Source organism: Saccharibacillus sp. CPCC 101409 (assembly GCF_030518235.1).
Classification (GTDB): Bacteria; Bacillota; Bacilli; order Paenibacillales; family Paenibacillaceae; genus Saccharibacillus.
The window spans coordinates 350,098-374,934 of record NZ_JAULSA010000002.1 but is presented as its reverse complement, the minus strand read 5'-3'; the positions used below and the strand labels follow the sequence as shown (position 1 = coordinate 374,934).

23 protein-coding genes are annotated in these 24,837 nt (G+C 59.9%); 7 read left to right on the top strand and 16 right to left on the bottom strand.

Going from position 1 to position 24,837, the window contains the following annotated elements:
• Nucleotides 1-54 precede the first annotated feature (54 nt).
• From QWJ34_RS05890 to QWJ34_RS05865, 6 genes are all read left to right on the top strand, one after another.
• The gene (locus QWJ34_RS05890; protein WP_302726137.1) at nt 55-519 is read left to right on the top strand and encodes a MarR family winged helix-turn-helix transcriptional regulator; all 465 of its coding nucleotides are present in this window, start codon (nt 55-57) and stop codon (nt 517-519) included.
• 68 nt (nt 520-587) lie between these two features.
• Nucleotides 588-2,402 (top strand): ABC transporter ATP-binding protein, encoded by a 1,815-nt coding sequence (locus tag QWJ34_RS05885; protein ID WP_302726136.1) that lies wholly within the window; start codon nt 588-590, stop codon nt 2,400-2,402.
• A 208-nt stretch (nt 2,403-2,610) separates the two neighbouring features.
• A complete protein-coding gene (locus QWJ34_RS05880) occupies nt 2,611-3,894 on the top strand; it encodes an alpha/beta hydrolase family protein (RefSeq protein WP_302726135.1) in 1,284 nt (427 codons plus the stop codon).
• Between the two features lies 1 nt (nt 3,895).
• On the top strand, nt 3,896-4,339 hold the full coding sequence (locus QWJ34_RS05875; RefSeq protein WP_302726134.1) for a LytTR family DNA-binding domain-containing protein: 444 nt from the start codon (nt 3,896-3,898) through the stop codon (nt 4,337-4,339).
• 1 nt (nt 4,340) lies between these two features.
• Nucleotides 4,341-4,787, top strand: coding sequence for a DUF3021 family protein (locus tag QWJ34_RS05870; RefSeq protein ID WP_302726133.1), 447 nt, complete (start codon nt 4,341-4,343; stop codon nt 4,785-4,787).
• A gap of 2 nt (nt 4,788-4,789) precedes the next feature.
• Nucleotides 4,790-5,653 carry a polysaccharide deacetylase family protein gene (locus QWJ34_RS05865; protein WP_302726132.1) on the top strand — a complete coding sequence of 288 codons (864 nt, stop codon included), beginning with the start codon at nt 4,790-4,792 and terminating at the stop codon, nt 5,651-5,653.
• 184 nt (nt 5,654-5,837) lie between these two features.
• Here QWJ34_RS05865 and QWJ34_RS05860 read toward each other — a convergent pair whose 3' ends face one another.
• From QWJ34_RS05860 to QWJ34_RS05820, 9 genes are all read right to left on the bottom strand, one after another.
• Nucleotides 5,838-6,290 carry a MarR family winged helix-turn-helix transcriptional regulator gene (locus QWJ34_RS05860; protein ID WP_302726131.1) on the bottom strand — a complete coding sequence of 151 codons (453 nt, stop codon included), beginning with the start codon at nt 6,288-6,290 and terminating at the stop codon, nt 5,838-5,840.
• Between the two features lie 95 nt (nt 6,291-6,385).
• Complete coding sequence (locus tag QWJ34_RS05855; RefSeq protein ID WP_302726130.1) at nt 6,386-7,078, bottom strand: SDR family NAD(P)-dependent oxidoreductase; 693 nt, start codon at nt 7,076-7,078, stop codon at nt 6,386-6,388.
• Between the two features lie 58 nt (nt 7,079-7,136).
• Complete coding sequence (locus QWJ34_RS05850; protein WP_302726129.1) at nt 7,137-7,916, bottom strand: ABC transporter ATP-binding protein; 780 nt, start codon at nt 7,914-7,916, stop codon at nt 7,137-7,139.
• Nucleotides 7,917-7,991: 75 nt separating this feature from the next.
• Complete coding sequence (locus QWJ34_RS05845; RefSeq protein ID WP_302726128.1) at nt 7,992-9,182, bottom strand: ABC transporter substrate-binding protein; 1,191 nt, start codon at nt 9,180-9,182, stop codon at nt 7,992-7,994.
• Nucleotides 9,183-9,312: 130 nt separating this feature from the next.
• Entirely contained in the window at nt 9,313-10,119 is an 807-nt protein-coding gene (locus QWJ34_RS05840) for an ABC transporter permease (RefSeq protein WP_302726127.1), read from the bottom strand.
• Nucleotides 10,120-10,175: 56 nt separating this feature from the next.
• Entirely contained in the window at nt 10,176-11,003 is an 828-nt protein-coding gene (locus tag QWJ34_RS05835) for a VOC family protein (RefSeq protein ID WP_302726126.1), read from the bottom strand.
• A 77-nt stretch (nt 11,004-11,080) separates the two neighbouring features.
• Nucleotides 11,081-12,061 carry a zinc-binding dehydrogenase gene (locus QWJ34_RS05830; protein WP_302726125.1) on the bottom strand — a complete coding sequence of 327 codons (981 nt, stop codon included), beginning with the start codon at nt 12,059-12,061 and terminating at the stop codon, nt 11,081-11,083.
• Nucleotides 12,062-12,131: 70 nt separating this feature from the next.
• Entirely contained in the window at nt 12,132-13,727 is a 1,596-nt protein-coding gene (locus tag QWJ34_RS05825) for a class I adenylate-forming enzyme family protein (protein ID WP_302726124.1), read from the bottom strand.
• The gene (locus QWJ34_RS05820) at nt 13,724-14,140 is read right to left on the bottom strand and encodes a PaaI family thioesterase (RefSeq protein ID WP_302726123.1); all 417 of its coding nucleotides are present in this window, start codon (nt 14,138-14,140) and stop codon (nt 13,724-13,726) included. Before QWJ34_RS05820 ends, QWJ34_RS05825 begins: the two co-directional genes overlap by 4 nt.
• Nucleotides 14,141-14,320: 180 nt before the next feature.
• On the opposite strand from QWJ34_RS05820, the gene QWJ34_RS05815 reads away from it, so the two are divergent.
• Complete coding sequence (locus tag QWJ34_RS05815; protein WP_302726122.1) at nt 14,321-15,349, top strand: MBL fold metallo-hydrolase; 1,029 nt, start codon at nt 14,321-14,323, stop codon at nt 15,347-15,349.
• A gap of 470 nt (nt 15,350-15,819) precedes the next feature.
• Here QWJ34_RS05815 and QWJ34_RS05810 read toward each other — a convergent pair whose 3' ends face one another.
• The 7 genes from QWJ34_RS05810 to QWJ34_RS05780 form a co-directional block, all read right to left on the bottom strand.
• A complete protein-coding gene (locus tag QWJ34_RS05810) occupies nt 15,820-16,734 on the bottom strand; it encodes a glycoside hydrolase family 43 protein (protein ID WP_302726121.1) in 915 nt (304 codons plus the stop codon).
• A 52-nt stretch (nt 16,735-16,786) separates the two neighbouring features.
• The gene (locus QWJ34_RS05805) at nt 16,787-18,685 is read right to left on the bottom strand and encodes a glycoside hydrolase family 127 protein (protein WP_302726120.1); all 1,899 of its coding nucleotides are present in this window, start codon (nt 18,683-18,685) and stop codon (nt 16,787-16,789) included.
• Between the two features lie 33 nt (nt 18,686-18,718).
• A complete protein-coding gene (locus QWJ34_RS05800; RefSeq protein WP_302726119.1) occupies nt 18,719-19,549 on the bottom strand; it encodes a carbohydrate ABC transporter permease in 831 nt (276 codons plus the stop codon).
• Nucleotides 19,546-20,433, bottom strand: a complete 888-nt coding sequence (locus QWJ34_RS05795; RefSeq protein WP_302726118.1) for a carbohydrate ABC transporter permease — start codon at nt 20,431-20,433, stop codon at nt 19,546-19,548. The genes QWJ34_RS05800 and QWJ34_RS05795 overlap by 4 nt, the downstream gene beginning before the upstream one ends.
• A 167-nt stretch (nt 20,434-20,600) precedes the next feature.
• Nucleotides 20,601-22,016, bottom strand: a complete 1,416-nt coding sequence (locus QWJ34_RS05790) for an ABC transporter substrate-binding protein (RefSeq protein ID WP_302726117.1) — start codon at nt 22,014-22,016, stop codon at nt 20,601-20,603.
• 124 nt (nt 22,017-22,140) lie between these two features.
• Nucleotides 22,141-23,907 (bottom strand): sensor histidine kinase, encoded by a 1,767-nt coding sequence (locus QWJ34_RS05785; RefSeq protein ID WP_302726116.1) that lies wholly within the window; start codon nt 23,905-23,907, stop codon nt 22,141-22,143.
• On the bottom strand, nt 23,904-24,809 hold the full coding sequence (locus QWJ34_RS05780; RefSeq protein WP_302726115.1) for a response regulator: 906 nt from the start codon (nt 24,807-24,809) through the stop codon (nt 23,904-23,906). The genes QWJ34_RS05785 and QWJ34_RS05780 overlap by 4 nt, the downstream gene beginning before the upstream one ends.
• Nucleotides 24,810-24,837 lie beyond the last annotated feature (28 nt).

The window sequence follows — 24,837 nt, the reverse complement described above, 5'->3', positions numbered from 1 at the left end:
TGATGTAAACTGTTTATGTAGTAAACAATATATGCAGACCGAGGAGTTTAGACCATGTCCGATATCCATCCCGATTCGTCGCGGGAATCCCAAGCGTGCGAACAAACCGACCGGGTATACGCCTCGTTCTTCGCCGTCGCCCGGCATTTGAAAAAGCTCGCGCATCAAAGCGCAGCCGAAGCCGGCCTGACCGTGCATCAGCTGGATATTCTCCGCCTGATCCGCGAACTGCCGGGCCTGCCGCAGAAAGAAGTGACCGAGCGGCTGCGCGTGCCCAAAAGCCGGGTCAGCCTGCATATCGATACCCTCGTCGAGCAGGAGCTGGCCGAGCGCCGCGTCTCGCCGCGGGACCGCCGGGAAACCCGGCTGTATCCGACTGCGGCCGGCGAAGAATTGTGCGAGCGCTACGCCCGCGAAGATCTGTCCCGGCTGCGGTTAAGCGAAGCGCTGCGAGATTTCCGGCAGGAGGAGATCGAGCTGCTGCTGGAGACGCACCGCAGATTGCTGGAGCGTTTGTAACTGTTTAAACGTCCGAGCCCCTGTCGCGAAAAGCGAGTCTTCAATCCAATCATACAAGGAGCTGGTGCATGAACATGACCAAAACAGGCAGTCCCTCGATGGGACGAATGAAATTCAACGAAACGTCGGACAAGCCGGATCTTTCGCCGGCCATGCTGCGGCGAATCGCCGGCTATTTCGCGCCGTACCGGCGGCGTACGCTGGCGGTGCTGGCCGTGCTGGTCGTTACTTCGCTGCTCGGCCTGCTGCCTCCGCTGCTGATTCAGCAGATCGTCGACAAAGCGCTGCCCGGCAAAGACCTGCGCCTGCTGGCGTTTCTGGTGAGCGCGTCGCTGGCGACGACCGTGCTGTCGGGCGTGCTGGGCGTGCTGCAAAGCTATCTCAACACGTATATTTCCCAGCATATCGTATACGATATGAAGAACCGGATGTACCGGCATCTGCAGAGCCTTCCCCTGTCGTTCTTCTCGAACGTGAAACAGGGCGAAGTCATTACGCGGATGACGAGCGATATCGCCGGCATCCAGGGCATCTTCAGCGGAACGCTTGTCAGCTTCGCCAGCAATGTGCTGGTTCTGGTCTCGACCGCGGTTACGCTGTTCCTGATGAACGGCAAGCTGGCTCTGCTCAGCCTGTGCGTTCTGCCGCTGTTCGCCGCGCCGACCCGGCGGATGGGCCGGGTGCGCTGGAAGCTGGCGAAGCAAACGCAGGAGAAAATTTCCGAGCAAAACCGGATCGTGGAAGAAACGCTGGGCTTGAGCGGCTATCTGCTGATGAAGCTGTTTGCGCGGGACGGCAAAGAATACGAAGGATTCCGGACGGCAAACGCCGACACGACGCGGCTGCAAATCCGCGAATCGACGGCGGGACGCTGGTTTATGATGATGGTCGGCACCTTCGGTTCGATCGGACCGATGCTGATCTACCTCTACGGGGGCTACCTGTTTATCCAGGGCGAGATCTCCATCGGCGCGATTATCGCGTTCGTGGCGCTGCTCGGCCGCCTGTACGGCCCGGTCGGTTCGCTGACGAATTTATATGTCGATATCAAGCGTTCCGTCGCGCTGTTCCAGCGCATCTTCGAATACTTCGATCTCGATTCGGAGATCAAGGATATACCAGACGCCGCCGCGGCGGTGCCGGACGGCGGCATCGGGTTCCGCGATGTGAGCTTCGCTTATCAAGCGGACAAGCCGGCGCTGCGCGGCATTTCTTTCGATGCCAAGCCCGGTACCGTAACGGCGCTGGTCGGGCCGAGCGGCGCGGGCAAGACCACGATCACACAGCTTATTCCTCGGCTGTACGAAGTCGATTCGGGCAGCGTCTCGGTCGGCGGGGCCGATGTGCGAAGCGTAACGCTTGAAGCGCTGAGATCGCGGATCGGGCTTGTTACGCAGGATACGTATCTGTTCAACGGCACGATTCGCGAGAATCTGCTGTACGCCGACGAAAATGCGGACGAAGACAAGATGATCGCCGCCTGCCGCGCGGCTTATATCCACGACTTTATCGCCGGACTGCCGGACGGCTACGACACCGTTGTCGGCAACCGCGGCATCAAACTGTCGGGCGGCGAGAAGCAGCGCATCGCCATCGCGCGGGTCCTGCTCAAGAATCCGCCGGTCGTGATTCTCGACGAAGCGACTTCCGCGCTCGATACGCGCTCGGAATACCACGTCCAGCAGGCGATGAACGCCCTGCTGCGCGGCAAGACGGGCATCGTGATTGCCCATCGCCTCTCCACGGTGCGCAGCGCCGACCAGATTCTCGTGGTCGACGGCGGCCGCATCGCCGAACGTGGCCGGCACGACGAGCTGCTGGCGCTCGGCGGACTGTACAAAGAACTGCACGACAAGCAGTTTGCGGCGAAGACGCCGGCTTAGCGGCTCGTTTCGCTTCACTTGTTTGCTTCAATAGCAAAGGCCCGATCCCGGGGCAGGGGTGCGGCGGCATGCGGTTCTTTTTTCGGTCCGATTCCGGCCGCGCTTTGCATCTTGTCCCGTCAGAATGCAGCTTGCCTCCGATTCGTTGCGGAGTTTCCGCATGCTCCCTATACTGGGGAGCGGTTGGAACACACATGGAGGTGAGAGAATGGGCATGACGATTCTGGCGTTGTTGGTCGGGGTGGATCTTGTTTTTCTTATCCGAACGATCCGAACGCAAGTTGGGCATCGGCTTGTCAAAAGTCGGGTTCGCGCCGCGGAGATTCTGCTGCTGATCCTGCTCGTCGTCTTCGGCGTTCTCGAGTGGAGCTTTCTTTATTACGGGATTTTCGCCCTTCTGCTGCTGCAGACGATCCTCGGCCTGACGATGGCTCGCCGCAGCGCCCGGATATCCCGAACATCCAAAAAAGCGGTCGGATCGTTCCTGGGCAGTGTGATCCTGCATTTGTTTGCGCTGCTTCCCGTCCTGATTTTTCCGCCGTATACGCCGCCCGTCGTGACCGGCAGCCATGCCGTCGCTGCGGCCGAATACGTCTGGACGGATCCCGATCGAATCGAGACCTTTTCCGAAGACGGGACAAACCGATTCGTGACGGCGTCTTTCTGGTATCCCGAAGACGAAGGAACTTATCCGCTGGTCGTTTTTTCGCACGGCGCATTTGGCGTTCCGATCAGCAATCTGTCCACGTTCACAGAGCTGGCTTCCAACGGCTATGTGGTGGTCAGCATCGGTCATCCGTATCATTCTTTCTATGTGCCCGGCCCGGACGGAAGACCCGTTATGGCGGATACCGATTTTATCCGGAGCGTCTACGCGGCCAATGAGATGGAAGACGGGCCCGAGCAGCAGGCGCTTGTCGATCAATGGCTGGACGTACGGCTGGCGGACATCCATTATGTAATGGATACCCTTTCCCGTCGGGCTCGCATCGCTTCGGAAGATCCGGTGTTCCGGCGGATCGATCCGGAAAAGATCGGGTTGTTCGGACATTCGTTGGGAGGCGCGGCTTCCGCCGAGATCGGCAGGCAGCGGCCGGATATCGATGCCGTCGCGGTGCTGGACGCAACGATGCTGGGCGAAAGAGTCGGCTTCGACGGGGAAAACTTCATTTTGAACGAGTCGCCTTACCCCGTGCCGCTGTTCAATCTATACCGGCAGGACCATTATGAAGAAACTCGGCTTTACGGCGAAAAATACGAGAATACCCATGCTTCGAAACATGCCCTTTCTTCCTATCGGGCGGTCGTGCGGAAAGCGGGCCATATGAGCTTTACCGATCTGCCGCTTGCTTCTCCCGTGCTCGGCAGGCTGTTGGATTCGGGCACGGTCGATACTTATTACGGGATCGAAACAACGAACGCGCTGGTGCTGGAATTTTTCAATTACACGCTAAAAGACGGTCCGGCTCCGCCTTCCGAAAGGACCTATTGAGATGAAAGTTACGATCAAACGCATTGCCGATCCACAAGCCGAGCAGGTGATTATCGAATGCGTAAAAGAAAATCCTGACATCAAAGACATCGAAGCTTATGTACTCAGTAAAGGCACGCTGCTGTCGGGGATGGAAGACGAGCGGTTCTATTCGTTCCGTTTGTCCGAAGTCTTCTACTTCGAGGCGGTTGGCGAACGGGTCTTTGCCTATACGAAACAGCGGATCTTTGAAGTGAAAGCGCGTTTATACGTTCTGGAAGACGCCTATCGCGACAAGTTCTTCGTGCGAGGCTCCAAATCGACTTTGCTCAACCTGATGCTGCTGGACAGCATAAGCCCCGCCCTGAACGGCCGCTTTACCGCACACATGAAAAACGGCGAAAAAATCATGATCTCTCGTCAGTATGCCGGCACGCTAAAAAAAGCGGTATTGGGAGGGAAATAGCATGGAATTCAAAACTTTTTTCACGACCCAGATCATCCCCAGCTTTTTTGTCGCCGTTGCGTGCATCGCAGGCGTGATGGGCATCGTCGGCGTGTATGCCCAACCCGACGCATCGCTGGGCTACGGGATTCTTTTCTCGCCTTTGATCTACGGGCTGCTGGGTGCGCTGCTGCAGACGGTCCACTACTCAAGCAAAGAACTGTCTCCGCGCCAGACTATACTGCGTCAGCTCGTTCACCTGCTGCTGCTCGAAATCGGAATCGTCTCGCTTGTTTACGCAGGCGGCGAACTCACCGGCGTCGGCGTCGCTCTGGCGCTCGCGCTGTCCATCGCGGCCGTGTATTTCGCCGTCATGCTGATCTTGTGGATAAACGATAAACGAACCAGCCGCATCTTCAATCGCGCCCTGCAAGAACTGCACCATAAACACTTACCGGAGGAAAAATAACCATGAATATTTTCGACCGTTCTTCTGCGCGGCGCCGCCTGATCCTGCACGCCGACGATTTCGGCATGTGCCGTTCGACCAACGAAGCGATACTCGACCTGTGGCGGCGGGGCGCGATCACGTCCACCACGCTGATGGTCAACTGCCCCTGGTCGCTGCAAGCGGCGAAAGCCGCCGTGCTCGATCCTTCGCTGGATGTGGGGGTCCATCTGACTTCGACCAGCGAATGGGACGCGTACAAGTGGAGACCGGTGCTGCAGGGACAGCCGGTAAATACGCTGGTCGACGCATTCGGCTATTTCCCGCCGGATACCGGCCATATGCCGGGTGTCGACCGCGGCCAGCTGCGCGCCGAGCTGATCGCGCAGATCGAACTGGCCCGGCGGATGGGCGTCGATCCGACGCATCTCGACAACCACATGGGCAGCCTGCGCGGCGGCCGCGACGAGCTGCTGGTCGAGCTGGCCGCGGAGTTCGGACTGCCGATCCGCTTCACCGCGCGTCCGGCTTATCCGTCGGGACGCGAAGCGGAGATCGCCGCGCTCGCCCGCGAGAAAGGCGTGCTGCACCCGGACTATGTAATTGGGCTGCCGTTTTCCTACGGCGCGGACGAAGATTACGAATCCGTCCGCGAGAACGTGCTGACGCTGCTGCGCGGCCTTGAGCCGGGCCTGACCGAAATGCTGTTCCATCCTTCGCTGGATACGGACGAACTGAAAGGAATCACGGATACGTGGAGATTCCGCCGCTTCGATTACGAGCTGTTCCTGGACCCGCTGGTGCAAAGCGTTATCCAAGAAGAAAGCATCGTGCTCACCGGCTGGCGGGAGCTGAGGGATTTGCAGCGCGGACAAGCTCGCGCGTAGCACCGACCGCCGGCCGAGGCGGGTCTCCAAATCGAATAAACCGCACAACCCCGCTTTATTCTCGTCCCCGGTCCCCTAAAACGGCGATCGGATGCAAAAATCCACTCTATTCCCGTTTCCGGCGCTGTTTCGGCCTTCGAATCGAGCATAAAGTGGATTTTTACGCGACAAGCGCCATACTCAACTATTCCAGGTAACGGCTCATTTCTTCGGTATATTTCTGCACGAAATGCAGAATCAGCGCCTGCTCCTCGGCGGAGTAGCTGTCGAACTCGCGGTCGATATCGGCGCTTCGGGATTCATGATGTTTATCGTGCCCTTCGAAAGCGCGGCGTCCCGATTCGGTGAGCCGAACATACACTTCCTTCTTGTTGTCCTCCAGCTGGTACCTGGACACCAGATTCTTCTGCGTCAATTTGGCGATCATCTTGGAAGCCGTGCCTTTGGTAACGTTGAGGATATGCGAAATGTCCGTAAGCTTCGAGTCCGGATACCGGCCGATCGCTTCGATCATATGGATTTCCGCCAGATACAGCGGCATGCCGGGCGCATATTCTTTCGGCTTTTTGTTCAACGCATTATACACTTCGAACATTCTTCCCAGAGCCAAATCGAGCTGAACGTGAAACTGCCCCAACGACAACGCTCCTTTTACATTTTGTTTTCTTACGAAACATTCCTTTTCATCTTATCCGCTCCTTTCGCCCCGAGTCAATGTTCAATTGGATTTTTTTAGAAAGTGTCGCCGAGCATCGGCCGGACCGTCAATTCTTCCACCACGGCCTGCGGGCTGAGCGTCAGCAGGGCGGCGGTCAGCAGCGCGATATCGCGGCTTTCCAGCAAACGGTCCGGCCCGATCTCTCCGCCGGGCACCCGCCGCTCCGTAAACGTCCCGCCCGGATTGATCAGCGTCACGCCGATGCCCGACGTCTTCAGTTCTTCCCGCAGGCCGAGCGCGTAATTGCGCAGCGCCGCTTTGGAAATGCCGTACAGCGAGGTATCGGCGCGCAGCGAAGCGGTCGAGCCGATCAGGATAATGCGCGGATAACGGCCGCCTTCAAGCAGCGGCGCGAACGTTCGCGTCCATTCGTAATTCGCAATCACATTCGCCCGCAGGATGCGTTCCAGCTCTTCCGCGCCCGGCTCCACCACCGAGCGGGTGGCATCGTAGAACGACGCCGCGTTCAGAATCAGCACATCCGGCTCGAAGCCCCGTTCCCGCGCGAAAGCGGCGGTCTTCTCCGCCGCCCCGCCCAGGGTCCGGTCGTGCGCGTAAACCAGCGTTTCTTCGCCGAGCGCCGAACGCGCTTCGGCCAGCGACTGCTCGCTGCGTCCCGTCAGCAGCAGCCGGTGCCCGGCCGCAGCCAGCTCGCGGGCGATCGCCAGCCCGATGCCCCGGCTCCCGCCTGTGATCAGGATATTCATCGTTTCCGCCTCCTTTGCGCTCTGCGCGCTTGATTGCACTTCTATTTATTGCAGCGGGTCAAATCGAATATTCCGTTTCTTCGTCCGAAGCCGGCTTGTTGATCTCCACATAGATCCGCTCGACGATGCTCAGCAGTTCCGCGTCGCTTCGGCTGCGCGGACGCTCGAACGGCACGTCGAAGATCTTGCGGATTTTCCCCGGGCGCGGACTCAGCAGCACGATTCGCGAAGCGAGATAAACGGCTTCGGCCACATCGTGCGTAATAAAGAGGATCGTTTTACGCTCCCGCTGCCAGATGCGGACGATCTCGTCCTGAAGCGTCAGCCGGGTCAGATGATCGACCGCGCTGAACGGTTCGTCCATCAGGATTACGCGAGGATTGGCGACCAGCGTCCGGGCCAGCCCGGCGCGCTGGCGCATCCCGCCCGACAGCTGGTGCGGAAATTTATCTTCGAAGCCTTTGAGGCCCACAAACTCGATCGTTTCACGCGCGCGGGCGCGGCGTTCTTCGCGCCCGACGCCCGCAACCTCCATGCCGAATTCGATATTGCGGCGGATACTGCGCCAGGGCAGCAGCGCCGAATCCTGAAATACGACGCCGATATCGCGGCTTGTGCCCGACTGCAGGGCGTCGTCCAGCAGAATCTCGCCGCCGGTCTGGGGCAGCAGCCCGGCGGTAATTTCCAGCAGCGTGCTTTTGCCGCAGCCGCTCGGTCCGAGGATGCACAGAAATTCGCCGTCCTGCACGGTCAGATTGATGTCTTGAAGCGCGTAGGTCCGCTCTTCGCCTTCGCTTTCGTATTCTTTGGTAATATTTCGAATCTCGATCGTCGGCACGCCCGATCCCCTCCCTGCTTATCCCGAGTTTTGCGTTCTCCCGTTTCCCGTTGCTTTCCGGCCGCTTCGCCGCGCTTATTCCGCTTTGTACTTGCCCAGCTTGAGTTCTTTCGCCACCGCTTCGGCAAAGGTGTTATCCACGGTTCCGTCGACCGAAATCTCGTCGCGCTGCATGCCGTATTCGTGCAGCAGATCCTCCGTGACCTGAAGGCGGGACGGGTCGACGATCGGGTCGTTTTCCCACAGCACGATTTCCGATTCGATCGCTTCGCGCGCCGTCGCTTCGTCGAGCCCCAGATACTCCGCGGCCCACGGGATAAACTCGTCCATATGCGTTTTGGCGTATTCGTTGGCGTAGAAATACACTTCAAGCACGCGCTGCACGGCTTCCGGCTGCTCGTCGATCAGCTTCTCGCTCGCGACCAGCACGCCCGTTTGATAATCCGGCATGAATTCCCACGTTTTGGCGAGCACCGTGCCTTTGCCTTCTTTCTCCGCGAGCGTGGCGAACGGCTGGTGAATAATGGTCGCGTCCACTTCGCCGGACTCCAGCGTGGCGTAAGCGGCCTGATACACGCCGTTCGGTACCAGCGTCACGTCTTTTTTCGGATCGAGTCCGTTCTCGGACAGCACCTTCATCAGAGTCAGCGGCATGCCGCCGACCGGCATGGCCGAACCGACCGATTTGCCTTTGAGATCGGCGAACGATTTGATTTCCGGCTTGGCGATAATCCAGTAGGCGCCGCGGCTTCTCCACATATTGCTGACGACTTTGATCTTAACGCCGTTGACGATCGCCGGGATATACGTGCCCGGGTCGCCGTCGGCGATATCGACTTCGCCCGCGCCGAACGCGGCGACCGGATTGATCGTATCCACAAAATCGAGCTTGATGCCGGCGTCTTCGTACCAGCCTTTGGACACCGCAAATTGGTTGGCGATCCCCGTCATGCCTTTGGCAAAGCCCGCGGTCAGCGAGATTTCTTCGTTGTCGCGTCCTTCCCACGGCGGAATACCCGCGGCGATATCTGTTTTGGAATCGGACGTTTGCGCGGCCGCGGCCTCCTCGCCGCCGGTCGTATCGTCCGCTCCGGCTTCTTCGCTGCCGCTTTGCGCGCCGGACGCATCCGCGCTTTTCTCCGCGTCCGCCTGCACCGCCGCTCCTTCGGCGGCGGAACCGCCGTTGTCCGCAGACTTCCCGCAGGCCGCAAGCGCCATAACCAATACCAGACCCATTGCAATAATCAGAATTCGACGTGCATTCATCCTTGCTCACACTCCCTGCCCCGGCATGCGGGATCGTTATGGGGCGGCCTTGTTGGTCGGGCACCCGTTATTTTTTTATAAAATGAAGCAAAAAAGTCCGACGACGATTCGGAAGCGGAAATCTTTCCGCTCAAACCGCCGCGTCCGGCTTCCAGCGGCGGCATATGATCCGCTCGGCCAGATTGACCAGTCCGACGAACAGTACCGACAAAATGGTTACCAGAATAATGACCAGATACAATCGCGGCGTATTGAGCACGGCCTGCGATTCGTTGAGCAGGTAGCCCAGACCGTTGCGCGCCGCCGCCATTTCGGCGAACACGACGCCGGTAATCGCGGTTGCCGCCGTCACCCGCAGTCCGTTGAAGATCGAAGGAAGCGCGGACGGCAGCAGAACTTTGAATACGGTCTGCGTCCGGCTCGCTTCGAATACCCGCGCCAGCTTCAAATGTTCGGTCCGCGTCTGCTTGGCGCCGGTTACCGTGTTGTACAGCACGTTGAAGAAACAAAACAGCACGACCAGCACGACTTTGCTTTTGAAGCCGACGCCGAACCAGACGATAAGCAGCGGCATGATCGCCGTTTTGGGAACTGCCATAACCGCCGCCATCAGCGGATCGAGCAGCTTCTCCGTCAGCGGAAACGCGACGAATACGACGCCCAGACCGATGCCGCCCACAGCCGAAATCGCATAGCCCAGCGCGACTTCCCGCAGCGAAACGTTCAAATGCGGCCACAGGCTGTTCTCGTTCAGCATATAGAGAAGTTCCTCCACGATCTGGGAAGGAGAAGCGACGAAAACGCGGCTGATCCATTCGTTCTGCACGGCAAACTGCATCCAGAGCAGCAGCAGCGCGACGAACGCAATCTGTACGGCCGTAATCCACGGCGGATTCTTGCGTTTTCTTCTTCCGGTGTTCTTGATGCGCTTGGCCACGGCCCGGCCTCCTTTCGTGTATTCGCCCGCTCCGGCATGCCGTTCGGCGGCCTTGTTCATTTCAGCTGATACCGGGCGCCTTGAAATTCTTCAAAGCGCTCGCCGCCGAGGCCGGCCGCGCCGTCGAGGCCGATCGCGAAAGGGCGTTCGCCGCGCCGGTCCAGAAATTCGCGCGCCGGCCCTTCCTCGTCCGGCTGGACGAAAACGAGCGAGACGTCCCCCAGCCGCAGCGTCCGGCTTTGGCCGCGCCACCGCTCGTTATAAACCGGTTCGCCGGCTTCCAGCCCCAGCCAGTCCGTCCAATTGCCCGCCGACTGCTCCAGATCGCGCACGGCGAACGCGACGTATTCCAACCGCACGTCGCCGGCCGGATGGGCGCCGATCGTACCGTTTGCCGTCAGCTCCGCGCGTCTTGCGTCGTCGGCGTCGTTCCACTGGATAAAGAACGGAAGCGGAAGACCGCCGCCGGGCTTTCCCGCGAACAGCAGCTTCCATTCGACCAGGCGTCCGTCGGGACGTCTGCGCGAATAATCGTTCGGCCCCGTTACTTCGAGCCCGCTTGCGGCAAGCTGCTGCGCCAGTTCGTCGATCCGGTCCGTGCTTGCGGCGATCCGGCTGAGCCCGTAGGCGTAATCGTCCTCCGCCAGCGTCGACACCAGTCCGTACGGTTCCGTGGCGCGGTTCGGCGGCAGCCGGTCGAAATCCGAAATGCCGAACCACTCGATATAATTCAAGCCGAAGTAAGTCAGCGCGTTATAGGTGCCGAGATGTTCGTGTTTGCCGCCGTTGACCGCGTGAAGGCCCCAGGCCGCAAGCTCCGCCGGGATCTGTTCGGGCTTGTCCACGCGGTGCACCGCATGATCGAATTTCAAAGGTACCGTCATGGTGATTCCTCCTTGTACTACTTGGGATCTGTTTGATTTATCAGCAAACTGCCGCGAGAAAGCATTGAAGCAAATCATTAAGGCGTAATCAGGATTTTGCCGAAAAACTCGCGTTCTTCGATCAGCCGATGCGCTTCGCGAATCTCTTCGAGCGGCAGGACGCGGTCGATGACCGGCTTGATCTTGCCGCTTTGCACCAGGTCGAGCAGCGTGTGCAGATCTTCCGGCGCCCAGCCGTTGGAGCCGATGATCGAGATCTCCCGCACCCAGACGTAGCGCAGATCGGTCGTCGCTTCGAAACCGGTCGTCGCGCCGCAGGTCAGGATTCGGCCGCCGAACCGCGTCGCTTTGATACTTTTCGGCCAAGTCGCTTTCCCCGTATAATCCACCACCACGTCCGCGCCTTTTTTGCCGGTAATCGTCCATACTTCTTTTGAAAAGTCCGAGGTGTTGTAGTTGATGACGTAGTCCGCGCCCAGTTCTTTCAGCCGCTGCGCTTTATCGTCCGAGCCGGCGGCGGCGATCACTTTGGCGCCGGCCAGCTTGGCGATCAGCACCGCCGCGTTGCCGACTCCGCCGCTTGCGCCCAGGATCAGAATCGTTTCGTTCGCCTGGAGCTTGCCCCGCGTAATCAGCATCCGCCAGGCCGTTCCGTAAGCGATCGGCAGCGCCGCCGCGTCTTCGAACGAGATCTCGTCCGGCAGCGGAATCAGATTCGAAGCGGGCACCGCCACGTATTCGGCCAGGCCGCCCGTCGTATCTTCGCCCAGCGCGCCTTTATTGGAAATATGCGGATCGATCAGCACCCGGTCGCCCGGCTGTACATTCGTTACGCCTTCCCCGATCTCCGCGACCACGCCGGATACGTCGCCGCCCGAGATATGCGGAAGTTCCAGCGTGCGTCCCGGGATGCCTCGTCTGACGAAGATATCCAGATGGTTGAGCGATACGGCTTTGACCCGCACCAGTACCTCGCCCGCGCCGGCTTCCGGCTTCGGATATTCCCCCACCACCACGTTGTCCCGGCTTCCGTGTTCCACGATAAGAGCTGCTCTCATATTCGTTCTTCCTCCTCTATGAATGGTTTGCGACGATAGCCGCCGCGCCGAGGCGCGCCGCAATCGTCCGTCAATGCCCGGTTTGGTTTTCCGCCGTCAATTGGGCCAGAATCCGCTTCATCTCCGTCCGGTCCACTTTGCCCGGTCCGGTCAGCGGAAGCGAATCCCGGTAAAGGATCTCCCGAGGATGCGCATAAGCCGGTCCCCGTTCGATAAAAAACCGCTTGATCTCTTCCTTGTCCAGTTCGCCGCCGGTTACGACGAACGCCACCGGCACCTGGCCTTTGAGCGCATGGTCGACCGGCAGCACGCACACGTCGTCGATCAAAGGATGCTTGAGCAGAATATTCTCGACTTCCTTGGGATACACGTTCTCGCCGCCGACGTTGATCATATCGTCCTGGCGCCCAACGATATACACAAAGCCTTCTTCGTCCTGCCGGGCGGCGTCGCCGGTCTTGAGCCAGCCGTCGCCCGTGATCTTGCGGCGCGTGACGTCGGGCAGATTCCAGTATCCGTCCGCGACGCCCGGATTGCGCACCCACAGCTCGCCCACTTCGCCGGACGGCAGATCGCGTTCGTCTTCGCCGACGATCCGGATCTCTCCGCCGCTCAGCGGAATGCCGGCCGAACCCGTCTTGTGCAGCCCTTTGCGCGATTCCAGCACGACGGGACCGCCTTCGGTCAGGCCGTACCCTTCGTATACGTCCGCTCCGAGCCAGGTGCGAATATCTTCCAGCAGCTCCGGCGGAGCGTCGGACGAACCGCAGACGGCGTACTGCAGCGAGCTCAAATCGTAAGCGCGCCTGGACTGCTTCAAATGCGTGACCAGCATGCGGTAAAGCGCCGGAACGCCGGAGATATACGTGCAGCGCCGCCGTTCGATCGCCGACAGAATCCGTTCCGGATCGGGCGCGTCCAGGATAACGGCGGACGAACCGGAGCGGAACACGCCTTTCATCGACATCATGGCGTTCTTATGATACAGCGGCAGCGAGATCACGATCCGGTGCTCCGGCCGTATATCGCGCGCTTCGACGACCGCCGAAACGTTCCACAGCTGCCCGCCGTGCGTCAGCCGGCAGCCTTTGGGCCGCCCCGTCGATCCCGACGTATAGGGCAGCAGGCACAAATCGCGTTCGCCGGTCGGATACAGTTCAAGCTCGTCCGGCTGTTCGCGCAGCAGCAGATCGTAAATCCGCGCGGCGTCCTCCCGTTCCCCGGCCGCCTGCGCAGGCTGAGCTTCGGAACCGTCGAGACCGTCGTTCTCCAGGCACAGCAGACCCGTTGCGCCGGGAACCCGACGCCGGACCTCGTCCGCCTTGTCCGTCATCGCCGCGTGGTACACCAGAATCCGGCTGCCGCTGTCTTCGTAAATATAAGACAGCGTTTCCGCTCCGAGCTTGGAGTTCATCGGCACCGGCACCGCGCCGATCGCGATCAAGCCGAAGCAGATCTCCAGAAAGCGGAAGTCGTTGACGAACAGCAGCGAAACCCGGTCTCCCGGCTGTATGCCGAGCGCAGTAAACAAACGGCCCGCCCGGCTTACCCGTTTGGACAGTTCGCCGTAGGTGATCTCCCAGTCCTGCGCGGTCACGATCGCGATCTTCGACGCATCCCGGGAAGCGGCCGTATACACAAGCTCGGCAAAGTTGTATGTACTCATGCCCGCACCTCCGCGGAGTGGAAAACGCCTCTTCCGGCGGCGATCTGCCGGCCTTCCGTATCCGTCACCGTAATATCCGCGATACTGACGGTCCGGCCCAGCTTGACGACTTTGGCGGCTGCCAGCAGGTCGCCAGCCCGTCCGGGTCTTAAATAGTCGATGCGCAGATCGAGCGTCGGCACCGGCCGGTCCAGAAAGCGGAACACCGCGAAATATCCGGCGATATCGATCAGGGTGGACAGGATGCCGCCGTGAATATAGCCGTCCGCCGACGTATAAAACAGTTCGTTGTAGGGCAGGCGCACCGTCAGCGTTTCTTCGGTCAACTCATCGAGGCCGATGCCGAGAAATTGATGGAAAGCGGAGCCGGTCAATACCGGTTCGATCTCCGCCCGGGTCAAGCTTACAGGCATAATCGTTCACACTCCTTTTTTGTTTCGTGACGAAACATTTTAATCATTGTAAATTCATCGGAATTGTTTGTCAATGAGTTTGAAAAAGATAATTTTTTTCTGAAAAGCGGTCTTGACAGTCCTTTTCGTCTTGTTCTATAGTTCTCTCTAAACTTGGTCTTACCGGATTGGAGAACCTTTATGCCCAGAGCTGCGGAACCTGTTACGGAACGGATCTACCGGCTGCGTCTGCCTCTTCCGTTCCGGCTGAACCACGTCAACGCTTATTTGATACGGGACGATTCGGGCTGGAGCGCGGTCGATCCCGGCCTGCTGATCGATACTACCCGGCCGCTGTGGGAATCGGCGCTGGCCGGGCTGGGTCTGACTTTTGCGGATATCCGGCGCATCTTCGTCACGCATTTTCATCCCGACCATTACGGCTTCGCGGGCGAGCTGCAGCGGCTGTCCGGCGCGCCCGTTTACGCCTCGAACGTCACTTTCCGTCTGGCCGAGCGGCATTTCAGCCGCGGCCAGATCGGCCGCAGCCTGAATTTCTATCTTCGCGCCGGCATGCCGGCGGAATTGGCGCGGGCAGCCGCTTCGTTCGACGAGCGGCTGCTGGAGCAGACGGCGGATGTGACGGGAGAACGCATCGACATCGGCGGCGCGGAATCCGGAGCGCCAATGCGCAGCCTTCCGCTCGGCGGCCGAACGTACACGGTCGTAACCGGAAGCGGACATGCCGAAGGAAGCGTCGGCCTGCTGGACGAAGAAGAAGGATTGCTGATCGGAGGCGATCTGCTGCTGCAAAAAATTACGCCGAACGTGTCGTTCAGCTACGACGAGGAGCGCAATCCGCTGCGGGAATATTTCGATACGCTGGAGCAGTTGAAGCGGCGGAAGATCGACACGGTGCTGCCCGGCCACGGTTCGGCGTTCAAGCTCGATTCGCGCCTGATCGAGTCGGTAAGATCCCATCACGAAGAACGGCTGGCCGAAGCGGAAGAAGCCGTTACCGTTCTGGCAAAAGCCGGAGCGGGAACGGCCGCGCCTTACGGGATATGCGGACGGCTGTTTCCGAAAGTGTCGGATGCGGAAAGTCTGCGTTTCGCCGTCGGGGAAACGTCGGCGCATCTGCGCGAGCTGGAAGCGCGGGGCGTTATCGTCCGGCGGACGGAGGCGGACGGCCGGCTGCTGTTTGCCCCGGCGGGTCCGGCACGGGCCTAAACGCCGGCGGCGCTGCGGAAAGCCGGAAACAGCAAAAAAGCGCAAAAAAACGCCGAGGCTTATGCCCCGGCGTCGGATTGTCGAGAAACGATTGGACGTAAACCTAATTTAGGCGGGTTCGATTGGAAGGAAAGGTCGGGAAAGGGTTAGAGAAATAAAGCCAGCGGCAAGAAGAATCCAAATAGCTGCGTATAGGCCCTTATTCCGGCTTTATCTTACGTTTTCGAGCAAATAACTGCACTCATACATCTATTTCGAACTTTTACACTTCAATTCGGCCTTTGGTCCCCGAATAGCTGCACCTGCGTCGCTATTTGGAGAAATCGAAGGATTTCGCCCCAAATAAGTGTACCTGTGCCGCTATTTTCCGTTTAGAACCATAAACGGCTTTCTCGACAGCTTGACGCCGAGGCTTATACCCCGGCGTTTTGCTTTTATCTTTCTGCACGCCGCGTATCCGCTTCCCCCGCTCAGGTCATCTTCACCGGCAGGATCTCGCCGCCTGCGCCGAACTTCATCTTGTCCATGCACAGCGCGCGGTGATTCGCGTCGGTCTCGGTCAGCGGGCGGCGATGGTAGACGATCCACCAGTCGCCGTCTTCCTGCTCCGGCACGAACACGCCGTGATGGCCGGCGCCGGTCGCGACGTCCGGGTCCTGCCGGAGAATCTTGCCGACCCGCTCGAACGGTCCGAGCGGCGAATCGGAGCGGGCGTAGGCCACGGAGTAGTCCGGGCCGCCCCAGCCGCCTTCCGCCCACATAAAGTAATACTCGCCGCCGCGCTTGATCATGCAGGGGCCTTCCACATAACGGTCCGGCGTGATTTCTTTGTACGTCGTCCCGTCGTCGAACGTCCCCAGGCCGAGCATATCGTCGCTTAATTTGACGACGTTGCAGTGCTGCCAGCCGCCGTAATACAAATAAGCCTGCCCGTCGTCGTCGATAAACACATGCGGATCGATCGGCTGGGCGCCATGGTGGAAACGTTCGATCAGCGGCCGGTCGAGCGCGTCGCGAAACGGCCCTTCCGGCCGGTCCGCCACCGCTACGCCGATCCCGCCGTATTCGTCGTCGCTTTGAATATCGTTGGCGCAGAAGTACAAATAATATTTGCCGCCGCGCTCGATCGACGAAGGCGCCCACAGCGCTCTTTTGGCCCACGAGATCCGCTCGATATCCAGAATGCGCTCGACTTTGTTCCACGTTGTCAGGTCTTCCGACCAGAACGCGTCGAAGTAGGTCTGCTCGTCGTAAGGCGCGGAATACGTGGGATAAATCCAGTAGCTGCCTTCGAATATCCGCGCTTCCGGGTCCGCGTACCAGCCCGCCGCAAGCGGATTATCCGCCCGCGCCGCCCTCACGTTCCCGATTTGCCGCTCTGCCATTGCCGCTCCCCCTTTGGTTAACCGGCCGATCCGATATCATACGAACGGCCTTTTAAAAGTAATACAGTCCCCTGCTCGGCTCTTCGCGCGTCCAGACCTGCATCCAGCCAGGCTCGCGGTTGTCCCACGCATAATACGGAATCAGCCGGTACGAACGTCCGCCGCCGCGACCGATCGTCAGCACGTTCACCCCGCCGAGCAGATCCGCCGCAAACTCGGTCTGCACAGGGGCGTCCGGCGAAATCTCGAAGCCGTCGTAATCGAGGCCCGGGTTGTCGGTTTGCTCCAGCGTATATACAATCGGGCCCCGCCGCAGCGCAATCCGGCCCCGGTTCTCTTCCGCCTCGGGCCGCGCGCGCACGATCTCCACCGGCATATCCAGCTCCAGCCGGACCGTCTCGCCGGCCGACCAGGCGCGGTCCAGCACCAGATAGCCGTTCTCCGGCAGCGCCGGCACCTGACGGTCCCCGATGTACAGCTTATAGCTCCGGCACCAGCCCGGCAGCCTCAGCCGCAGCGAGAACTTTTCTGTCCGGCCGTCTTGCCGAGTCGTTTCGTCCCGATTGCCCGGCGCGACCGTCAGCTCCACGACGCCGTCCCACGGATAGTTCGTCGTCTGCGTCACCGAAACCTTTTTGCCGCCGCCGATCTCCAGCTCCGCGGTTCCGCCGATATACTGGTTGACCGCGATTCCGTCTTCGGTCCGCGCGTACGCATACTGGCCGACAGCCGGCAGGAAGCGGACCAGGTTGGTCGGACAGCAGGACGTGTGGAACCACTCCACCCGGTGATGATCGCCTTTGGAAGCCAGCGGATTGACGTAGAAGAACCGGTCGCCGCTCAGCGAAATGCCCGACAGCGCGCCGTTGTACATCTCCGTTTCGACCAGATCGGCATACCGCCCTTCGCCGAGCAGCAGATTCATGCGGTGATTCCAGAACGCCATTGCGATCGCCGCGCACGTCTCGCAGTAAGCGCTCTCGCTTGGCAGATCGTAATCGTGCGTAAAGCCTTCGTTGTGCACCGACGGGCCGATGCCGCCGGTCAGGTACATATTGCGCTCCGTCGTATGATGCCAGACCCGTTCCAGCGCGCCGACGTAATCGGCTTCGCCGCTTACCCGCGCCGCGTCGGCCATCGCCGTATACAGATACATGGCGCGCACGGCGTGTCCGGTTACTTTTTCAATCTCGCGCACCGGCACGTCGTCCTGGCAGTACGCCGGCCCCCAGTCGGGCTTATCCCAGATCTCGCCCCGGCCGTGGCCGTGCCCGCGTTCTTCCAGCAGCCACAGCGCAAGCTTCCAGTACCGCTCCTCGCCGGTCGCCCCGTGCAGCTTCACCAGCGCCAGCTCGATTTCTTCGTGGCCTTCCGCCCAGTGCCGCTTGCCCGGACCGAAGACGTCGCCGTAATGGTCGGCCAGCCGGCACGCGGCGTCCAGCAGCCGCTTTTTGCCGGTCGCTTCGAAGTACGCCACCGCCGCTTCGATCAGATGGCCGCCGTTGTACATTTCGTGCTTTTCCATATCGGTCCATTTCAGTTCCGGCGCCTGGAGGGTAAAATACGTGCTCAAATACCCGTCGCTTTCCTGCGCCCCGCAGATTTCGCCGATGATGGCGTCCAGCCGGGCTTCGAGCGCCTCGTCCCGACGAAGCATCAGCGTGTAAGCCGCGCCTTCGATCACTTTGTACACGTCGGAATCGTTGTAGTACATGCCTTCGAACGCTCCCGGCATCCGGCCCGCGGCTTTGGAAAAATTGTCGATCCGGCCCGTTTTCTCGCACTGGTCCAGGCAGACCGGCACCGTCACTTCCATCACGTTCTCCAGCCGCGGCCGCCAGAAAGCGCTTCGGATCTCCACGCTCGTAAACGGCACGCCGCTCCAGCGTTTCGGCTCCCGGTTCCCGCCCTTCCGGTCTATCGTTTCCGCGCTTTCTCCCGCTTCGGTCATCGCCATCGCTCCTTCATGCTTCTTTCGACCCTTTTAACCTTTCAACCCCGTCAGCGTAATTCCTTCCAGAAAATATTTTTGTCCGAGCAAAAAAACGGCGACGCACGGCAGCACGACGGTGGCGGAAGCCGCCATCAGCAGATCCCACTGGGCCGTATAGGTGCCCTGGAACATCTGCAAACCGAGCGCCAGCGTGAACAAACTGTCGCTTTTCAAATAAATCAGCGGGCCCATAAAGTCGTTCCAGGCCGCCAGGAAGCAGAACAGCGCGACAACGATAATCGCCGAGCGGCTGAGAGGGAAAATGATCGAGCGGTAAATCTGAAAATACGACGCCCCGTCCACAAACGCCGCTTCGTCGAAGTCGCGCGGAATGGTCAGGTAGAACTGCCGCAGCAGGAAGATATTGAAGATGCCTCCGCCGAAGTAAGCGGGCACGATCAGCGGATAAAACGTATCGTAGAAGCCCAGCGCCCGCCAGCCGAGGAAGCTCGGGATCAGCGTGACGGCCGTCGGCAGCATCAGGCTGGACATCAGGATCGCGAACACGAAGTTACGGCCGCACCATTCGACCCGCGCGAAGCCGAACGCGGCCACGCTGCTGCTGAGCACCGTGCCGATAATAACGGATACGGTGATAATCAGCGTGTTGGCAAAGTAAGTGCCGAACGGCAGCACGGTCAGCGCGCGATGGAAATTATCCCAGTGAAACGGCTTCGGGATCCACTCCGGCGGCATGGTGAAGATCTGGGACAAATCCATCAGCGAGCTGCGAATCAGCCATAGAAAAGGACCGATAAACAGCACCGTGACGATCGCAAGCAAAATATAGCCGGCGATCAGCGAAGCTTTCGAATGTCTCATGAACGGCCCTCCCCTTCATAATGCACCCAGGAATTGGACGTGCGGAACACGATAAACGTGAAGAACAAAATAACGATGAACAGCACCCAGGCCAGCGCTGAAGCGTAGCCCATTTCCGCGTCCCGGAAGCCCGTTCTCCACAGATAGAATACGTAAAACAAACTTTTGTTGTTCGGTCCGCCCTGGGTCAGGATGTACGCTTCGTTGAACACCTGGATCGAACCGATAATCGTCATGATCGCGTTGAAAAAAATCGTCGGCGACACCAGCGGGATCGTGATATGGCGCAGCTTGCTCAGCCAGCCTCCCCCGTCGACGTCGATCGCTTCGTAATACTGGCGCGGGATGCCCGACAATCCGGCGAGGAAAATAATGACCGTCCCCCCAATGCCCCACAGCGAGGTGAGCACAACGGACGGCACGACGGTATTCTCCCCGTACAGCCAATTGCTGCCCGGCAGCCCGAACGTATTCAGGATCGAGTTGACAAGGCCGAGGTCGGGGTTGAGCAGCCACATCCAGATCATCGCCGACGCGACGGCCGGAACGATACTGGGCAGATACACGACGGTCCGGAAAAAAGCGCGGCCTTTAATATTCATATTCAGCAGCAGCGCGATCAGGAACGACAGCACGATCACGGCCGGCACCCGCAGCGCGACGAAGTAGAACGTCGCCGCAAGCGACGGGTAAAAGTAATCGTCCGCGCCCGAGAACATGCGCACGTAATTGTCGATGCCGATAAACACGGTTTGTTCTTTGAACACGGAGTAATCGGTAAAGCTGAGTACCAGACTTGCGATCATCGGACCGAGCGTAAAAATAAGAAAGCCGAGGATCGCGGGCGAGGTAAACAGCAGTCCGTGAAATAAACTTTTTCTCATGATTTCCCTCCTGCTTCCGAATCCGGGCGCGTTAAAAGGCGGCGCTCGGCCGCGCGGAGAAGCGGCGTTTCCGAAAGGAAAAAGCCCCGCCTCTCAAGCGCCGTCCGCGCCGCCGCACGGTTTCTGTCCGGCTATCGCACGCTGCAAAAAGATCGGCGGATCGCCGCTTATTCCGCAGCGCTGCGGCGTCCCTGCACCTGGGCCTGCGCTTTGGCGGCGATGCCGTCCAGCGCTTCCTGCGCCGACTGCTCGCCCAGCCAGACTTTGTCCATCGCCGGGTTGACGATATCCATAATCTTATTGAAGTTCTTGACATAGCCGGTCGGCGTCTGGTGACCGTCGTTCAGCAGCACATCGACCACGGCGTCCCGATAACCGGACGGGCGCGACTTCTGGTTGGCCGTCCAGCGGTCCAGCAGCTGCGGATCGGTATACCAGTCTCTCATCGCCGGCATCCAGGTGCCCGCCTGCAGCAGGTCGATCGACGATTCCGGCGCGATCAGCGCTTTGACCAGTTCCCACGCTTCTTCGGGATGCTCGGTCGACTTGAACATGGAGAACATGGCGCAGACGACGGTCGTTTGCGGCTTTTTCATCACGGGCAGCACGCCTACGTTGAAGTCGAAGTTCGATTTGGCCAGAGCGGCGCTCGCCCACTGGCCGTCGACGGCCATCGCCACTTTTTTCGTTTGCAGCGCCACGTTTGTCGAAGGGATATTTTTGGCCTGCACCGGCGAAGGCGCGACGTGATGCACGTTGACCAGATCGGCCAGCTTTTGCAGCGCTTCGACCGCTTCCGGCCGGTTCAGCGCGAACGTCTTGCCGTCCTCGGAAATAAAGTCCCCGCCGTTGGAGTAGATAAAGTTGCTGTAGCTGCCCCACCAGGTCGGCATATTGATGCCGTACTGCTTGATATTCTTCGGATCGAATTCCGGATCGTCCGCCGTGCGGCCTTTGGAATCCAGCGTCAGCTTCTTGGCGACCTCGACGAATTCGTCCCAGGTCCAGGCTTCGGACGCTTTCGCCGGCGGCGGCTCCACGCCCGCTTCGCGGAACGCTTCTTCGTTGTAGAACAGCGCGAACATTTCCGGTCCCGGCGCGATGCCGATCACGTTGCCCGGTTCGAGCGAGTACGTGATATTCGGCACCAGGCTCTCGTCGTTGATCTCCGTATCGGTCGCGAGGAAATCCTGCAAATTGTAGAATTTGCCCTGCTCGGCGAGCGGGTAGGCGATACTGGCCGATTCCATCATCGCGACGTCCGGCACATCGTTGCCGGCGACCATCGTCGTCAGCTTCGTATCGTAATCCGCGGCGATATGCTGAAGCTCCACTTTGATATTGGGATGCTCCGTTTCGAATTTCTCGATCGCGATCTTGTACGGCGCGACTTCTTCCGGAGCGCCCCATACGGTCAGGCGCAGCGTAATTTTGTCGCCGCTTTCGCCGCCCGACTTGCCGGACGACGAATCGTTCGACGTACCGCCGAACTGGGTATCGGACTTTGTGCACGCGGACAGCAGCGCCGCGACCAGAACCAGAATCCAGATCAGCGCGGGCACTCTTTTTTTCGACCCCTCCATCTTGCGGTCTCCCTTCGACTTGCCGTTGATTTCATAGCTGCAGTCTATGATTGCATTTATTATAAGCTTGATGATAACGCTTACATAACCCGAAATGAATTGGATAGGTGGACTATATTTGGAATTACACAGGCAGCCTGATCGCGATTCGGGTCCCTTTGCCGGGCTCCGATACAATCTCGACCGACGCCCGTTCCCCGTACTGCATCGATATTCTGGCCCTCGTATTGCGGATGCCGACCGAAGCGCCTTCCCCGTTTACAATGCTGTCGACCGACGCCGCGTCCATTCCCCTGCCGTTGTCTTCGATCTCGTAAATCCGCATCCCGCTCTCGATCCTGCCGCCGATCACGATCCGTCCGCCGGACTCCATGCCTTCGAATCCGTGCAGGATGGCGTTCTCCACAAACGGCTGAAAGATCAGCCTGGGCAGCTCGCATGCGTACAGTTCCGGAACGAAATCGTACTGCACCGTGAATTTGTCTTCGAACCTCGCCTGCATAATATAGAAGTAGCTGTTCATCCACTCCACTTCCTCGCTCAGCGACACGGCTCTCCATTCTCGGCGGGACGTGTAGTGCAGCATATTGGACAGACAGACGAGCATCCGGCTCAGTTCCCGCTGGTCGCCTTCGAGCGCCATCCAATTCATGACATTCAGCGTGTTATAGAGAAAATGCGGGTTCATCTGCCGGTTGAGCGCTTCGATCTCCGCTTCCTGTTCTTTGAGCCGGGTCTCGTACACCTCGGTGACGAGCGAGCCGATCCGGTCGTTCATCCGGTTGAAATGCAGCATCAACTGCCCCAGCTCGTCGCCGGGTCCGACCGGCAGCCGGGTATCGAAATCCCCTTCCCCGACCGAACGCATCGCGGCGGTCAGGCGCTTGACCGGCTTGGTAATCCGGCCGGAGATAAAGTAAGCCAGCGCCAGCGCGGCGGCGATCATCACGATCGCAAGCAGCAGCGTCGACATGCGGATCACCGGCAGCAGTCCGCCGATCAGGGCCGATTCTGGCGTGATGACGACCGACAGCCAGCCCGTTACCTGCGAGCGGTCGAAGCAGACGATGACCCGCTCGCCGCCGAGCGTCATGCGCGTTTTGCCGGTTCCGGCCAATTGGAGCGGTTCCACCCACGGCTCGTCGTATACGGCGGCGATCAGCGTCCGGTCGCCGCTTGCGACCACGCGGTTGTGTTCGTCCAGCACCAGATAGCGGGAGCGGTCCGGCAGGCTGCCCGAGAACAGGGCGTTCAGCGCTTCGAACTTGAAGCTGATCGCAAGCACCGGCCGCTCGACGTCTTCGTCCAGCCGGCGCAGCAGGGAATTGCTCAAATAAGAAAAATCGAGTACCCGGGTCGCCGAGAACAGGTAGCGGAAATTGATATTGTCCTGGGCGAAATCCGGCTGCCCGAATACGTCGGCGAAGTCGTAGGTCGGATACCAGACCAGCTTGCCGCCCGCGCGCACCGCCGCACGGTAAACGGTCGATTCCGTCGGATCGCCCTGGGGAAGCTGCTGGCCGAACGTGAAATACGACGTCCACAGCTGATACGTGTACACATCGCCGATCCAGGCGAAATAATTGCGCAGCACTTCGGACACCTGCCGGTCCGCCGCAAGCAGGTCCGCCTGATTGGACGGATCGAGCTCGTTGAACAGGGTAAACAGCTCTTTGTCGGTAAACAGCGCCATGCTGTTCTGGTCGACGATCCGCAGCTGCGTATCCATCAGCTGATTGTTCTTGCGCACGATCTCGTAGACATTGTCCTGCGCCTGGCCGGTGACGACCCGCAGGCTGGCCTGGTAGAACAGCATGCCGAGCGCAAGCAGCGGGACCGCGGTCAGCAGCACGTAGCTGGCCAGCAGCCGGAAGCGGAACGATCTTCTCATTCGGCCGCCTTCTTCCGGGCGGAACGATGTTTGTACACGGCCGGGGACACGCCGTGCCGCTTCTTGAATACCCGGCAGAAATATTTGGTGTCCGGGTAGCCGCAGGCGGCGGCCGCTTCGTAGATCCGTTTGTTCTCGCCCAGCAGCTCGCGCGCCCTGCGCATCCGGGCTTCGGTCAGATGCTGCGTGAACGTACGTCCCGTCTGCTGTTTGATCCAGGTGCTGAAATACGACGGATTGAAAAAGAACCGTTCGGCCGCCCGCTCCAGCGTCAGCTCCTCGCGCAGATGTTCTTCGATCCAGTCCAGGCATTCCCGAGCCTGCGCCGCCGCGTCTCCGTCCGCGGCCGGCGGTTCGGACGCCGATACTTCGGGGCGCGCTTGGAGTTCCGACGCGGAAGCGGATTCCGATTCGCCGCCTGCGGATATCGGCGAAACGCCGTCCGGCGCCGGTCCGCTCTCGCCCGCCGCGGCGAAGCGCATCCGTTCCAGGCGCTGCTCCAGTTCCTCCGACTCGGCGCGCCGCTTGTCTTCGAGCTTCAATCCTTCTTCGATCCGATTCAGCATCGCTTCGAGCTTGCCGTCGTCCACCGGCTTGAGCAGATAATCGCTGGCTCCGTGGCGCAGCGCCTGCTGCGCGTAATCGAACAAATTGTAAGCGGATACCATTACGACTTTGGGCGGGCGGCTTTCGCTTTCCAGCTGCCTGAGGAATTCGAGCCCGTCCATATTCGGCATGCGGATATCCGTCAGCACCAGATCGGGCCGCCCGCTTCGGATCATATCGAGCGCCGCCTGCCCGTCGCCGGCGGCTTCCACCCGGTCGCCGGGCCGAAGCGACAGGATCAGATTCATCATGCCCCGCCGATGCCTCGGCTCGTCGTCCACAATCAATATATTCATCTCGCTGCTCCTTTCCTGTCTCTGGGTC

What these genes read in the sequence shown, in the direction of transcription:
- QWJ34_RS05890 (WP_302726137.1), top strand. Translation starts at nt 55, where the DNA reads ATGTCCGATATCCATCCCGATTCGTCGCGGGAATCCCAAGCGTGCGAA.
- QWJ34_RS05885 (WP_302726136.1), top strand. Translation starts at nt 588, where the DNA reads ATGAACATGACCAAAACAGGCAGTCCCTCGATGGGACGAATGAAATTC.
- QWJ34_RS05880 (WP_302726135.1), top strand. Translation starts at nt 2,611, where the DNA reads ATGGGCATGACGATTCTGGCGTTGTTGGTCGGGGTGGATCTTGTTTTT.
- QWJ34_RS05875 (WP_302726134.1), top strand. Translation starts at nt 3,896, where the DNA reads ATGAAAGTTACGATCAAACGCATTGCCGATCCACAAGCCGAGCAGGTG.
- QWJ34_RS05870 (WP_302726133.1), top strand. Translation starts at nt 4,341, where the DNA reads ATGGAATTCAAAACTTTTTTCACGACCCAGATCATCCCCAGCTTTTTT.
- QWJ34_RS05865 (WP_302726132.1), top strand. Translation starts at nt 4,790, where the DNA reads ATGAATATTTTCGACCGTTCTTCTGCGCGGCGCCGCCTGATCCTGCAC.
- QWJ34_RS05855 (WP_302726130.1), bottom strand. Translation starts at nt 7,078, where the DNA reads ATGAATATCCTGATCACAGGCGGGAGCCGGGGCATCGGGCTGGCGATC.
- QWJ34_RS05845 (WP_302726128.1), bottom strand. Translation starts at nt 9,182, where the DNA reads ATGAATGCACGTCGAATTCTGATTATTGCAATGGGTCTGGTATTGGTT.
- QWJ34_RS05835 (WP_302726126.1), bottom strand. Translation starts at nt 11,003, where the DNA reads ATGACGGTACCTTTGAAATTCGATCATGCGGTGCACCGCGTGGACAAG.
- QWJ34_RS05830 (WP_302726125.1), bottom strand. Translation starts at nt 12,061, where the DNA reads ATGAGAGCAGCTCTTATCGTGGAACACGGAAGCCGGGACAACGTGGTG.
- QWJ34_RS05825 (WP_302726124.1), bottom strand. Translation starts at nt 13,727, where the DNA reads ATGAGTACATACAACTTTGCCGAGCTTGTGTATACGGCCGCTTCCCGG.
- QWJ34_RS05820 (WP_302726123.1), bottom strand. Translation starts at nt 14,140, where the DNA reads ATGCCTGTAAGCTTGACCCGGGCGGAGATCGAACCGGTATTGACCGGC.
- QWJ34_RS05815 (WP_302726122.1), top strand. Translation starts at nt 14,321, where the DNA reads ATGCCCAGAGCTGCGGAACCTGTTACGGAACGGATCTACCGGCTGCGT.
- QWJ34_RS05810 (WP_302726121.1), bottom strand. Translation starts at nt 16,734, where the DNA reads ATGGCAGAGCGGCAAATCGGGAACGTGAGGGCGGCGCGGGCGGATAAT.
- QWJ34_RS05805 (WP_302726120.1), bottom strand. Translation starts at nt 18,685, where the DNA reads ATGACCGAAGCGGGAGAAAGCGCGGAAACGATAGACCGGAAGGGCGGG.
- QWJ34_RS05800 (WP_302726119.1), bottom strand. Translation starts at nt 19,549, where the DNA reads ATGAGACATTCGAAAGCTTCGCTGATCGCCGGCTATATTTTGCTTGCG.
- QWJ34_RS05795 (WP_302726118.1), bottom strand. Translation starts at nt 20,433, where the DNA reads ATGAGAAAAAGTTTATTTCACGGACTGCTGTTTACCTCGCCCGCGATC.
- QWJ34_RS05790 (WP_302726117.1), bottom strand. Translation starts at nt 22,016, where the DNA reads ATGGAGGGGTCGAAAAAAAGAGTGCCCGCGCTGATCTGGATTCTGGTT.
- QWJ34_RS05785 (WP_302726116.1), bottom strand. Translation starts at nt 23,907, where the DNA reads ATGAGAAGATCGTTCCGCTTCCGGCTGCTGGCCAGCTACGTGCTGCTG.
- QWJ34_RS05780 (WP_302726115.1), bottom strand. Translation starts at nt 24,809, where the DNA reads ATGAATATATTGATTGTGGACGACGAGCCGAGGCATCGGCGGGGCATG.